This window comes from Paenibacillus foliorum, assembly GCF_013141765.1.
Taxonomy (GTDB): Bacteria; Bacillota; Bacilli; order Paenibacillales; family NBRC-103111; genus Paenibacillus_S; species Paenibacillus_S foliorum.
Genome location: NZ_WHOD01000050.1, coordinates 44,516 through 58,219, shown reverse-complemented (window position 1 = coordinate 58,219; position 13,704 = coordinate 44,516). Strand labels below are relative to the sequence as shown.

Below are 13,704 nucleotides of genomic sequence, written 5' to 3'. Positions count from 1 at the left end.
AATTCCTAACCTAACTTTTCCATCAGGTAGTTTGTTAAGTTTGTTTTTTAACCAAATCCTTTAATGCCAATTCAATAACCGGATATTTATATTGAAACTCATAGTCTACAGCCAGCAGTGGAAGCACTCGTTGACCATCAAGGATCAGGGTGGATAACTCACCAAATATCAGCTTCATCATAAATGCAGGCACCGGTATTCGGTGTGATTTGTTCATCGTTTGAGCTAACGCTCGGCCAAACTCGTCATTGGATACTGGGTGTGGAGCGGTTGCATTGATCTGCTCGATAATATCTTCATTCTCAATACAAAACTCGATCAATCTGCATAAATCTTCTATATGTATCCAGGACATGACTTGCTTACCGCTGCCAATTCGACCTCCGATACCAAGCTTGTAGGGTGTCATCATTTTGGGAAATGCGCCACCATCATTGCCCAGCACGATTCCAAGTCGCAGTTTAACTATACGAGTCTGTTGAATTTGATCCATTGCCCGTTCCCATTGTTCGACTACCCCTGATAAAAAGTCCATAACATTCGGTTCGCTGTGTTCCACGAAGGAAGCCTTCTCAGAAGTACCATATATGGAGATCCCTGATGCATTGACGACAACAGATGGCTTGTTCTGCATACGGTTCACAATATCAGCGACTTGCCCTACCGTTTCAAGCCTTGATTGTAGAATTCTTTCCTTCGCCGCCTTCGTCCACCGCTGATTTATCGATTCTCCCGCCAGATTAACTATGGCATTCGTGCCTTCCATCACTTTAACATCCTTCTCGAGTTCCGACCAAGTAGCATATCGAATTAATGGATGTTTCGATGCTTGACGTTTCCGGGAGATTATGATTAGGGAATGTTTGCGTTCTAAAAAATATTGAGTCAAATGGCGACCCACAAAACCGGAACCGCCAGTTATGGCAATCTTCATCTCTGGTTCCTCACTTTCAGATTATCTCTATTATATAAAAGCATTATATAACAAATTATTCCCTAAACAAATCCCCTTAAAAGAACATAACAAAAAAACACAAACCGTACCTTGATTTTACGGTTTGTATTTTTTCAATTTATTCAGCTTCTAGAGGTCTTATTAAGGTTTATCTGTGGCATCGGTCGGCATGCTTTTGATATTTTTAAACATTTTAACCGTTTTTCCGATGAGCTCACTGCCTGAAGGCACCATGTCTGCGGTAATAATCACATCCACTGGTTGACCCATCTCCTCACCGTCGCTAGCCCCGTCATTATCTGTATCTTTTCCTGAAGCAGGATCAATGCTTGTCTTTACAAGCATTCCGTTCTCCAACAGCATTCCAGTGACTTCATAGTAATCATCAATTCCGTCACCATCCGCATCGATGAACTCATTATGTCTCGTGGTTTCAACAACTGTTTTAAAGGACGATTCCAATTCGGCTGATGTCTGCACATGGAAGTATTGTCCCCCACCGAGCAGCGCCATTTTTTCCAAATACACTTTATCCACCGAGCCGCTCAAACCCATGGTCACCAAAGTAACTCCTTTACCATAGGCAGTTTGAATCATATTCCAATCCGGAGGAACATTGCTGCCATCCTGTCCATCGGTTAACAATACAGCAATCCAGCGATTATCGGCATCCCCATTACGGTTAAACTCATCGAACGCAAGCTTCAACCCAGAGAAAATATGCGTTCCGCCAGAGCTGTCAATGTTGTATACGGCACTTGCAACGGTAGCTCCATCCGCAGAAAAGGTGGAAACCAACCGAGCTGAGTTGTCAAAATCAATGATTGCCGCACGGTCTGACTCACTATATACATGGTTGTTATGGACTATATTGCCATAAACAACATCAGCTACAGTGATGCTCTCAGGTACTAATGGCGAGCTCGGATTATGATTAAGTTTATATACAAGATCCGTTACCGCCTTTTTCCGAAGGTTCTGAGGGTCCGTACTCGTCATACTGCCAGAGCTATCGATAATAAAAGCATAGTCGATATACGGTTTATACACACCTGAGGTTACCGATAAGCTATTCTTCCAGGCCTGCTCCCAGCCCAGCTTGTCGATCAATACATATTTACTATTATGATTAGTGCTAAAGCTTAGCGTGTCGTCGGCAGCGTTATAAGTGGAGTTTAAGAACTCAAACTTATGTGTAACTTCATTGTAGTAAGCTGCAATCAAATTGGCTTTACTCGCAATGGATCCGACATCAAAGGAGAGCGTTGCATTCGTAAATGAGTATCCGTTAGTGCTAAATTCAATTACAGGGCCAGTCACCCCGGGCACAACCGTATTGCTCAATTTGAAAGTATTTTCCGGAAGCTCCATCTCAATTTTAATGTCTGAGGAAGAGCCTTTAAATCCGGCCAGATTCAACCCTGTCAATTCAAGGGTGTTTCCTTGACCGTCGGTATTTTTAATTGGACTGCCTTTGCCAATTGAAGCAATCAAATCTGCTCCACTTAAATTAACTTCTATTCCATAGTTTCTATTGTCATTGCGACGACTCGTTGTTCCCCCGGATGCATTCCCAGTATTACCTGCTTCATTCGGTTCCGGTGTTATTTCAGGTGTTTCCTTGGGAACAAGTGCGTAGCCTTCCTGTGATTTTAAATATCGTGCAATAACTGTAACCGATTCGGCACGAGTAGCTGCTACTGAAGGTTTAAATAATATTTGACCATTCTCTAATATACCCTCGATCAATTTGTTGGAAGCGGCCGTTTTGATCGCGCCAAACGCCCAAAAATCAGCAGAAAGATCGGCAAACGCTACTGCGCTTTCCTTAAGTTCTTTTAATTGATAGCCCCGTACAAGCAATGTTGCAAGCTCAGCGCGCGAGATTTGGGAGTCAGGCTTAAAGCTGCCATCCTCATATCCGTCAACCAAGCCTCCTTTTTTAGCTGTCTCAATGTACTTGTAAGCCCAGTGTGCTGCGCTTACGTCTTTAAAAGAATCTGTCTGGGTATCCGTACTCTTACTTCCTAATGCACCTACCAGTATTTTAATATACTCGGCACGAGTGATGCTCTTATCCGGCATAATTAATCGCTGTCCATTTACCTCCACCCCATCAATAATGCCTTTACCTACCAAATACTCGACATCAGCTTTAGACCAGTGGCCGCTTAAGTCGGCAAATGTGTTCGGCGCTGCTTCGGCCCCCCATGCTGCAGACAAACTTGTGCTGAACGATAAACAGCAAATAAGTGCGGAAGTGATTGTTTTTTTCAACTGCACAGCTCATCCATCCTCTCTCTATGTATAATTTTTCAATCATTCGACATTATAGTACACTACGAATAGAGAGTACATCCTTTTTATTACATATTTCGTATAGTGTGAAATATATCACAATTTAGAAATCTATAGGCTCTTCTTTTTCCGGCACCTCTCCTCGTGACGATTTTTGTAGTTTTTTGTAACATTCTGTAAATTTATATTGCTTACTATTCCAGTAAAAAGTAAAATGAAGGCAATCGTAATGTATCGGAGGCTACTTGCTTGTCATTAATACTAAATGAATATCAATTACATATAATGTACGATCACGAGCCATTTATCATTTATCGAGGTAGTAATCCGGCCACCCAAGAAGTTTGTTGGATCAAAATGTTAAATACCGAATATCCCTCACAGCAAGAAGTACAATGGATAACAGCTGAATATGAAAATAGTCGACAGTTACATTTGGACGACATGATTAAACCACTGCGATTAGAGTCTTATAACGAGACCTTCCACCTTTACATGGAATATTCAGCCGGCAAACCACTCTCACATCTATTAACTTCCGGTCAATTGGAAATTAAGATTTTTTTGCGTTTGGCCATTTCTTGCGCGGCTGTTTTACTTAAATTGCATCATTCCAAAAACATCCATTTGAATCTCACATCTCATGCATTTATCGTAGATTCAGAAAATCTGAAAGTTCAAATCACCGATTTTAACGATCTGCTTCATATTCCTGCTGACAATTCCTATGTATACGAACCCAAGATGTATCCAGATAGCCGTCTTCCCTATATGGCTCCTGAGCAAACTGGGCGTATGAATCGTCAGGTTGATTTCCGGACCGATATATATTCCATTGGTATAGTATTTTATGAAATGCTGACCGGCAGACTCCCTTTTCTTTCACAAGATGTATCCGAGCTTATTCATCATCATATGGCCAAGGAACCTGCTGCTCCCTCAGATCTCCCTTACAACGTCCCTAAGCCGATTTCTGACATAGTCATGAAATGTTTAGCCAAACAGCCTGAGTCTCGTTACCAAAGCGTATTCGAATTAAGACGCGATCTGGAAACCTGTCAAGAACGTTTACTTCAAGCAGGTCACCTTGACTTTGATAATATGGCCGACTCCTACGCTGTTTCCGATACATTCCGAATTTCCGAAGCCTTGTATGGTCGAAAATCAGAACTGGAGGAGCTACAGGAAGCTTATAAGCGGTCCTTATTAGGCAATAACCAAATGGTACTTATCTCAGGTATGTCTGGGATTGGAAAGTCCTACCTTATTCATGAGTTTCAACAATCAATTCAACTTGAGAATGTCCTATTCATTTCTGGTAAATTCGAACAGTACAGCCGAGATACGCCCTTTCAAGCCATTAATGAAGCTGGTCAGCAGCTAACCCAGTATGTGCTAACAAGACCTGAAGACGAATTTGTAGTTTGGAAAAATAAGCTTGAGCATGCTGTCAGCCCGAATGGACAAGTACTTGTTGATATGATCCCTGATATGGAGAAAATACTCGGCAAGCAGCCCCCGCTCCCTAAGCTGCCTCCTGATGAAATACATAATCGTTTCTTACATACTTTGCTACACTTTTTAGAAGTTTTTGCAGTAAAGGAACAGCCCCTTATCATTTTTATCGATGATTTACAATGGTCGGACAATTCTTCCTTACAGTTGATTCAAGATCTGGCTGCTCTTTCATATTCTCCTTATCTCCTATTTATTGGCGCTTATCGAGAGAAGGAAATTACCGATGCCCACCCGCTTCGTTGGACGATTGATAAACTGGATCGTATGCCGAATATCCATGTCACTCACCTTCATCTTCGGCTATTAAATATTAACGAGATCAAGCAGATGCTACAGGATAGTCTTCAGCCTAATTCTAAGCAGGGACTAGAGGAGCTCGCTTCCTTAGTGATGCAAAAAACGAAAGGTAATCCTTTCTTTACCAAACAATTTTTGCATTCGCTTTACGATCAACAGCTGCTTGAATTTAATTACGAGAACAGTCAGTGGCAATGGAATATTCATCAATTGAAAGAATTCGGGCATATAGCAGATAATGTAATCGAACTCATGATCCATAGAATCCGCAGACTGCCCCCTCCGGCGCAGTCTTTGCTTATGCATGCTTCTTGCATAGGAAGGATGTTCTCATTCGAGCTGCTGACATTAATATCTTCCATGTCTGTTGAGCAAATGGAAGCCTATTTGACTACTGCAATTCATGAAGGCTTGGTCGTACCATTGGAAAAAACCGAATCTGACTACAAGACGGCATCCTATAAGTTTCTGCATGACCGTGTACATCAAGCCGTTTATTCCCTTGTTTCGAAGGAGCAGAAGCAAGAGCTCCATTACCGTATTGGCAAACAAATGCTGCAGTCTGTTAATTCTGAGGAGCAATCCGATCAGTTGTTTGTCATGACGAACCATTTGAATTTAGGTAAAGAGCTTCTAACTTTAACCCGTGAAAAAGAACTGTTAATAGATCTCAATATTCAAGCAAGCAAAAAGGCCAAAGCAAATACGGCTTATGAAACTGCCTTGAAATATGTAACCCACAGCCTTCAGCTGTTGGATAAAAACAGTTGGATCTGTCAGTATGAATCATCATATACCGTCTATGCAGAGCTAGCTGAGCTGGAGTATTTATGCGGACATTTTGAAGCAGCGAAGCGCTCCTTCCAGCGCATCCTCAACCAAGCACGCACCCAGCTGGAGAAGGCTGATGTTTATAATTTAATGATAGTTCTTTATACCAATTTGGGCATGCATGAACTTGCAATGAACATAGGCTTGGAGGGTCTGCGTTTATTCGGAATTACCATCCATCCGAAAGCTAACAAAGCCTTAATTATGTGGGAAATGGCAAAAACCAAATGGAATATGGGTTCTAAGAAACCAGAGGAGCTCTTCAATTTGCCGCCAATGACGGATCTTGTTCAGTGTGCCGTAATGAAGCTCATGGTTAACCTGATCCCGCCAACCTATTATTTAAATTCGAATTTGTACGTGTACTTAATGCTCAAAATGTTTAATTATTCACTGCGGAATGGGAATTCGGAGGGCTCCGCCTTGTCCTATTCAACTTACGGAGTCATTACCAGCTCGATTATGGGTAATCTAGATGGCGGTGTACGATACGGCGAAGTGGGCCTTCGGTTAAGTGACGCAAATGACAGGCTGCCAATAAAAAGTAAAGTGTATTTTGGTCACGGGGCATTCTCAAGCAATATCAAACAACATATTAAAACCCATATCGATTATTTGAAACAAGCCCATAGCTTCGGGGTAGAGGCCGGAGATTTTGTATATGCTGGCTATTCTATTGCGTTCAGCTTCTTTCTGCGGCTGTTTAAAGGTGACCCTTTAAGTGCCGTTTATGAGGAAACGAATACCTACCACCCTTTTGTCCTACGCTCACAGGATAAGGATACGATATATATTCTAATGGCTATGCAGCGGTTTATACTCTTCTTAATGAATAAGGACAATCTTTCCCCTAATACTTTGTCGGTGAACAAATCTTGTCTATTTATTAATCCAGAAGAGCTGGAGCAGCTGCAAAGCTTTAGCAACAAATCACCTATTCATACTTATTACGCTCTGCAGCTAATGACCTGTTTTTTGCTGGACAACCTTGAGGAAGCCAGGGGAATTATGGAAGCCGCTGAAGAGAACTTACAAACCGTATTCGGTCTGATTCATGTCCATCTTCATTACTTCATGAGCTCACTTGTTATGACCGCTCTATACTCGACGGCGAGCAAAGCCGAGCAGAGACTATATGATAAGAAGCTGAACAGCTATTTGAAATTTTTCAAGAAATGGTCCGATCATTCGCCTGAAAACTTTTTGCATCTAAAAATGCTGATGGAGGCTGAAATAAACCGAATCTACGGGAATCATCTATTAGCAGCCGAGCAATATGAGCAGGCTATTTTTTACGCAAATAAGCACAATTTTATCCAATACGAAGCAATTGCTTATGAATGTGCTGCGAAGTTTTACATGCAAACCGGTAAATTAAAAATTACTAAGACGTATTTACTTGAAGCTAAAACGTTGTACAGTCAATGGGGAGCTGTAAGAAAAGTCACTCATCTAGAAGAGAAGCACCCCTACCTGATTAATAGAAGTGTTTCTGACCAAGCTATTATCGATGCTTCTACTATGGCAAAGGCATCACATGCACTTTCTAATGAAGCTGTGTTCCTTAAGCTATTGGAAAGCTTTATGAGCATAGTAATCGAGAATGCAGGCGCAGAAAAGGGTCTCTTGCTCTTAATGCGGGAACAAAGCTTGTATATTGAGGTCGAGAAAATTCCGGGTCAGTCATTTAGAGCCTTGCATTCCATTCCCTTGGATGCATACAATCAAGCGGCTATTACCACAATCCAATATGCTATCCGCATGGAGCAACCCGTACTGCTCCACGACGCTGCCCTCTCGGAAATGTTTGGCAAAGATGAGTATATTCAGCGATGCCGACCCAAATCACTATTAATTCTCCCCATCATGAAATTAGGTAAAATGATCGGTCTGCTCTATTTAGAAAACAACCTGGCCAGCCATGTTTTTCAAGAGCAGCGCTTAGATACGGTGAAGCTGCTAACAGCAGAAATTGCCGGAACTATTGAAAATGCCAAGCTGTATTCGAATTTGGAGTACAAGGATTATAAGCTTCAGCTGCTAGAGGAGCAGGAGAAGAATATCCGTTTGCAGCTTGATGAGAAGGAACGGTGGGTTCAATCTTCCGAGGCGACTATGTTGAACATTCGCAAGTCTCAGCATGAGCTTATCAATAATGTGCAAACCGTTCATGCCTTATTAATGATGAACAAATACGACATGGCGAAGGATTATATCTCGGTATGGTGCAAAGAAATCGTTCAACAGTCTGTTGTAAACTCCATTAAATTTCCTGTTCTTGGCGTCGTATTGAACAATATTAGCCTTTCCTGCATTTCCAACAAAATCGATCTGCAGGTCAGTGGCCATCTAGAGTGTTCATTTGAACGCTTGACGCTGCCGATCAGCTATTTTTCCAGCATTATGAATAACCTGCTTAAGAATGCTGTTGAAGCTGTTCCGCAGGAGGATCTGTTGCGAACGGTCAGACTAACAATTGAAGAGCATGATCAGACCTATAAGCTTTCTGTGTTTAACTCAGGATCTATTATAGAGGAGCAGCATTGTAGTCATATATTTGACAAAGGCTTCTCTACCAAGCCCGAAACTACCAACTCTGGTTTAGGACTGCATATCGCGCAAAACTATTTGCTTCATTATGGAGGCTCTATTGAGTGCAATTCCGTGGAAGGCTCCGGCACAACCTTCACGGTTCATTTTATGAAAAAGTAATCCGATCATGCAGCTGCCTAATTCACCATACAATTTCCACATAAAAAAGCCTTAAACCCTTGATTTCCAAGGCTTTAAGGCTTTTCCTATACGGACAAAATTCAGCGGCAGGTTCCCTTTTCACTATTTCTGTGAAGCAAAACAACCCTCGATAAAGCTTAATGCATCCGGCAAATGCTCCGTCCAATACGCCCAGGTATGCTCACCTGGAAATTCCTGATACTTATGTGCATATCCGATCTTATTGAGATGCTCATGATAATCTGCATTAGTTTTATAAAGAAAGTCAGCAGTCCCACAGTCAAAATAAAGAGCTGGTCTCTGTTCATCCAACACTCGTTGACTTGCACATATTTGCAGATCATGCTCTTGTGCGTACGGTCCTTGAAGGGGCCCTATCATTCTCGCTATGTCACTCCTAGAAAATTTCTCCGCCACATAAGCTGTCGATGTCAATGCACCGGATAAGCTTGCTGCCGCGCCGAACAAACCAGGGTTCCGTAAAGAAAGAGCGAAGGCTCCGAATCCTCCCATAGAGAGGCCGCATACAGCACGTGAGTGAGGAGCATTGATGGTTCGATAGTGTTTGTCGATTTCCGGAATCAGATCATAAATGAAATATTGCTCAAAGTTACCGGTGCCATCATACCAATCCATATAAAACGTACCCAGACCATATCCTCCATCATTAGGCATCACCACAATACTTTTGCGGAGCTGACTAGCGGCTATCATCTGGTCCAAGGTCTGCTCTGCATTCCCTTTAAGCAGCCAATGAGATTCACTGCCATACATTCCGTGCAGCAAATAGATGACCGGATAGCTTAGATCCGTATCTTCCTCATAACCTTCTGGTAAGTAAACAAAACATGATTTACGTGCAAACAATGCACCCGAAAAAAATGGATGTGGCCGAACGCTCATAAGCTCCTCCTAGTCAAGCACAGCCGTAATATGAGCCCGCGTAACTGACCAATGAGATGTATTCCAGACAGCTTCTTTGTTCTTGACATACAATATTTGTGGAGAAGCGTGTTTCACACCTGTATCCTCAGCAATTTGATTAGATACGGGACGAGATTCTATCACTTTGACCAAAACATATTCAACGCCTGTATTTGGTTCTTTTTGCAAGTAGCTTTCAAATTCATCCAGCGCATTCGAGCTAACGGGGCACGTAGTACTGTGCTTAAGAACTACTACTGGCTTTTGTGTGCTTCCTTCAAACAATTCATTCCATTCATTCTGGCTTGTAATTTCTTTCCACTGTGTCATTTGTATTCCCTCCATTGGTTGAATTGCTGTAATTGCTTATTTCCTATATAGCTCCCATGTTCAATACATGGTGGGTATACCTAAGTTAGTACGTTCTTATAAGAAGTTTTGGGTATCTCCCCCCTTGTTTAGTATTCCATATCTTTAAGATTTGTCATTGTAATAAAAGATCTCAGCTTCTATTGTCTTACCTAAATGAATAATGCCATACGAGTATTGAGATTGACGCCGTTTATCTGTAGGAGAACCCGGATTGAACAGCAGGATGCCATTGTGCATGTCTTGGTAGGGAGTATGGGAGTGGCCGAAAATAATCACGTCTACGCTCATGCCGTTAAATACGTCCAGCGCTTGCTCCAGCGTTGATTTCCTGCCTCCATCCCCATGGACCATTCCTATTCGATAGTTCCCCATTTGGAGCACCTTACAACGTCCAAACCGTTCTATAATGTCAGTACCATCATTATTTCCTGCAATACCATCGATCGGAGCAATCCGCTCAAACAGACCTACAACCTCTGTATCCACCCAATCGCCGGCATGAAGGATCTGATCTACTCCTTGCAGCCCTGCAATTAAAGCTTGCGGAAGCTGCTTAGCCCGCCCGAACATATGCGTGTCGGATACAATCCCTATGCGCACCGAGATCTCTCCTTTCTAAGAGTTTTGCATTTGCAAAACTTGCTTCGGAAGCATAAACTGCAACTTGCTTCATTTTACCATAACTAAGGGAAAAGAAAAAAGCACCGCGAGGGTGCTTTACTTTTCAGCACGCTATAATATTTACTTCGTAATTCCGAACCAGTCCATCGTCTGTGAAGCCAGAAGCTTGCGCTTGCCTTGAAACTCGTGATAAATGCTCATTTTATACTGCTTTAGTGACTCAATTTTATAGAGTAGAGTTTCATCCTGACGGACTATCCTGTAGTCATGCTCACCCTGAGTAACGCGTTTATCCTCCTCCTCGGGAGCCGTTTCTAGATAAAAGGTTTCATCAATATTTACCTTGCCGTTACTATCCGTGAATTGAATAATCAGCTTGCTGCCTTCGTTGCTTGTTTCATAATAGCTGTCCTTGCTCAATTTATACGTAAAATTAACTCTCAGCTGTTTGTTATCTAACCAAGTCTGAATGTTGCTAAGAGAAATCGTATAAGGATAAAAAGAAACATCCTTAAGAGACGGACTTATGGAATCGTTCAGTACAGCCAAATCCATCTCTACAGCGTTAATATAAGCATCAGCCTTATCATCCGCGCCGCTTAGTCTTTGCTCTGTAACAGATTCACCAATAACAAGCCTCAATCCTTTGGTACTTAATTCCTTAGGAATCTTGCTGGAGAAGGATAAAAGTGCCTTTCCTTGTGGATTTAGCTTCTGTTTAACCTCGCGAATCTTGGTCGGATACAGGGCGTCTTCCTCTGTTTTGAAAAAGGCTGTCAGCCTCGGTATTCCATTGGAACGTTTCTCCAGATTGACTATTTCGACCTGCGCTTCCAGCACATTACTGCTTCCATCTGTATATATATTCAGCTCGCGCGGAGCATATTGGGCTGCACGTCCTGCACCTGTAATAGGCTGCGACTCGCCAAAGGTGAGGTATGGAAGCTTAATACTTGTAGGCGGAAGCTTGAATGCTGCCATTTCCTCCGATACGTTTGCATTCACTTTTTCTTCAATGACAAGCTTGGTTTGGGCAAATGGATACGTATAAGGGACTTTTGCAACCACTTGGAGATGGACAAGAATACCTGGCGGTACGCCAACCGCTCTGTCCGTCTGAACCACCTTCGCTTCCACTACAACGCCACCATCCAGCTCATAGTAGGCTCTCATAATTGGAAATGGTAACGCGTCCGCTTGTTTATGAGAGATCACCACATCCGTAGTTAGTATGTCTTGATCCTCCCAGGGAGCCCTGCTTAGCTTCTCAGCCTTCAGCAAATAAGTCCCTTGTGGATTCAAATACTCTACGCTATCACCCAGTCGGGGAGCGTCCGTTGAATCTGTTGGTATACGCAGAGTGGCCACGGGATAACTAAGCTTTAACTCATTATTAATAGTTATCGTCTGATTGATAAATAAATCCCATACCTGTGATGCTGCTGACAACGGAAGATGGACTGCCTTCAGCTGCCATTCCTCAGTCACATCAGGCTGTAACAGCAGAGAAGCTGAACCTCCATCCGATAAGTTCTCAAGCGGGTACATAGCACCATTAGCGGCGCGCAGAGCATATTGATATACAGGCATGCGGATGCTGGCTTTACCCTTGTTCGTCAGCTTCAGCCATACCTTAGCGGATAGCGTACTGTCGTTTTGCTGCACGGACCAACGGGACACCTCTGCATCAACTGGCATACCGCCTATAAGAACCGTTCTGCTGCTTGTAATAGGGGCCATAAGAGCTGATGATGCATCAGGGAACCGAATATCGCCTAAATTCGTTTCAAGCTCTGAGCTCATGTAATTCCATTGAGTAATTCGAAAAGTCAGCTCTTCCAGCAGCGTCGTGTCGTTAACAGGTGCGTAGAACGAGTAATCAACTCGCTGTCCAGCAGGAATTTCCTTTTTCAGCTTGTCTTGAGGTATCAATTCAGCTTTAAACTCAGCTCCTGAAGCACTTATGATTTTGACCCAGTAATCCAAAAAAGATAATTTGTTCCCCGAACCATTCGTTACAGTCACTGTGAAATAAAGCGTTCTTCCGCCATCCGCAGGTAATACAACCGCACTTTTCAAATCAATCGAGCTTTCATTGCCAATTGCAACTGTGTTTAATTGTAGAGCTGGCTCGATCTCATCCCTTAAATAGCTTTCACCTTCTGCATGAGCAGTAGTGCTAGTCACGAATGAAATAGTCACGAACGTAAAAAATAAAATTAACCATAAAAATAGTCTCATCGAATGGTAATTCTTCAACTCACTGCTCCCCCTTCTCTTCCGGTGGCAATAATACAATACGTCCGTCCTCCACTTGAACCCTTACTTTATTCGAGGATCGGAGTCCGATTGATTTCAGCATTTCCTCAGGCACCTGCAATCGTCCTGATTTATCGAGAACCGCATACTCCACATGTGAATCTTCATCGTCTTGCTTTAAGCCTTGCTCCAGCTCCTCCAGCTCATCCGCGTATGACTTACGCCTAATAATTTCGGAGGAGGTTTTGCCATCACGGATGGCAACGACTCGATCGACCTTCTTGGCCAGCAACGGGTCATGAGTAACAATGACAACGGTTAACCCCAATCGACGGTTCAAGTCACGAAACAGATCCAAGATTTGATTTGCCATTTTCGTATCAACTGATCCTGTAGGCTCATCGGCAAGCAGCAATTTGGGACTGTTAGACAATGCTATCGCAATGGCTACACGCTGCTGTTCACCGCCTGACAACTGGTTTAGCCGGTTTTTGGTCCGATGCCCGAGACCAACTGCCTCCAGCAGCTCGAGGGCTCGTTCACGCTTGCGTTTACCTTGAAGTAAAATCGGCAGCTCTACATTCTCTAATGCCGTTAAATAAGGAATGAGATTCCGTCCGTTATTTTGCCATACGAAGCCAACGGTTTCACGCTTGTACTTAACGAGATCCTTCTCGTTAAACTTCAGCAAATCCTTACCGTCGACATGAAGCTGCCCTGCGGAAGGACGGTCCAACCCACCCAGCATGTTCAGAAGGGTTGACTTGCCGCTTCCGCTGTTACCGATTATAGCCATTAGCTCTCCCGGCTGAACATGTAAATCCAATCCCTGCAGGGCAACGACCTCCAGATCGGCCACCTTATAAATTTTAACGAGGTTGTCACAATGGATCATG

The 13,704-nt window shown here is 43.0% G+C and carries 8 protein-coding genes; 1 reads left to right on the top strand and 7 read right to left on the bottom strand.

The window, feature by feature from the left end; translation table 11 throughout:
• Window positions 1–34: 34 nt before the first annotated feature.
• Window positions 35–934 (bottom strand): TIGR01777 family oxidoreductase, encoded by a 900-nt coding sequence (locus GC093_RS11505; RefSeq protein ID WP_171652023.1) that lies wholly within the window; start codon window positions 932–934, stop codon window positions 35–37.
• A 162-nt stretch (window positions 935–1,096) separates the two neighbouring features.
• Window positions 1,097–3,238 carry an S-layer homology domain-containing protein gene (locus tag GC093_RS11500; RefSeq protein WP_171652022.1) on the bottom strand — a complete coding sequence of 714 codons (2,142 nt, stop codon included), beginning with the start codon at window positions 3,236–3,238 and terminating at the stop codon, window positions 1,097–1,099.
• A 300-nt stretch (window positions 3,239–3,538) separates the two neighbouring features.
• On the opposite strand from GC093_RS11500, the gene GC093_RS11495 reads away from it, so the two are divergent.
• Complete coding sequence (locus tag GC093_RS11495) at window positions 3,539–8,611, top strand: AAA family ATPase (protein ID WP_171652059.1); 5,073 nt, start codon at window positions 3,539–3,541, stop codon at window positions 8,609–8,611.
• 123 nt (window positions 8,612–8,734) lie between these two features.
• Here the strand turns inward: GC093_RS11495 and GC093_RS11490 are convergent, their stop codons facing one another.
• The 5 genes from GC093_RS11490 to GC093_RS11470 all read right to left on the bottom strand — a co-directional run bounded on the left by GC093_RS11490 (window position 8,735) and on the right by GC093_RS11470 (window position 13,703).
• Window positions 8,735–9,535 (bottom strand): alpha/beta hydrolase, encoded by an 801-nt coding sequence (locus GC093_RS11490; protein ID WP_171652021.1) that lies wholly within the window; start codon window positions 9,533–9,535, stop codon window positions 8,735–8,737.
• A gap of 9 nt (window positions 9,536–9,544) precedes the next feature.
• Window positions 9,545–9,886, bottom strand: coding sequence for a bacillithiol system redox-active protein YtxJ (gene ytxJ, locus GC093_RS11485; RefSeq protein ID WP_171652020.1), 342 nt, complete (start codon window positions 9,884–9,886; stop codon window positions 9,545–9,547).
• A 144-nt stretch (window positions 9,887–10,030) separates the two neighbouring features.
• A complete protein-coding gene (locus tag GC093_RS11480; protein WP_171652019.1) occupies window positions 10,031–10,528 on the bottom strand; it encodes a metallophosphoesterase family protein in 498 nt (165 codons plus the stop codon).
• A gap of 141 nt (window positions 10,529–10,669) precedes the next feature.
• Window positions 10,670–12,790: a hypothetical protein gene (locus tag GC093_RS11475; protein ID WP_216624596.1), complete on the bottom strand. Its 2,121-nt coding sequence runs from the start codon at window positions 12,788–12,790 to the stop codon at window positions 10,670–10,672.
• Window positions 12,791–12,809: 19 nt separating this feature from the next.
• The gene (locus GC093_RS11470) at window positions 12,810–13,703 is read right to left on the bottom strand and encodes an ABC transporter ATP-binding protein (RefSeq protein WP_171652017.1); all 894 of its coding nucleotides are present in this window, start codon (window positions 13,701–13,703) and stop codon (window positions 12,810–12,812) included.
• Window position 13,704 lies beyond the last annotated feature (1 nt).

Coding starts and splice junctions, on each gene's coding strand:
- GC093_RS11505 (WP_171652023.1), bottom strand. CDS start 934: ATGAAGATTGCCATAACTGGCGGTTCCGGTTTTGTGGGTCGCCATTTG.
- GC093_RS11495 (WP_171652059.1), top strand. CDS start 3,539: ATGTACGATCACGAGCCATTTATCATTTATCGAGGTAGTAATCCGGCC.
- GC093_RS11490 (WP_171652021.1), bottom strand. CDS start 9,535: ATGAGCGTTCGGCCACATCCATTTTTTTCGGGTGCATTGTTTGCACGT.
- ytxJ (WP_171652020.1), bottom strand. CDS start 9,886: ATGACACAGTGGAAAGAAATTACAAGCCAGAATGAATGGAATGAATTG.
- GC093_RS11475 (WP_216624596.1), bottom strand. CDS start 12,790: ATGAGACTATTTTTATGGTTAATTTTATTTTTTACGTTCGTGACTATT.
- GC093_RS11470 (WP_171652017.1), bottom strand. CDS start 13,703: ATGATCCATTGTGACAACCTCGTTAAAATTTATAAGGTGGCCGATCTG.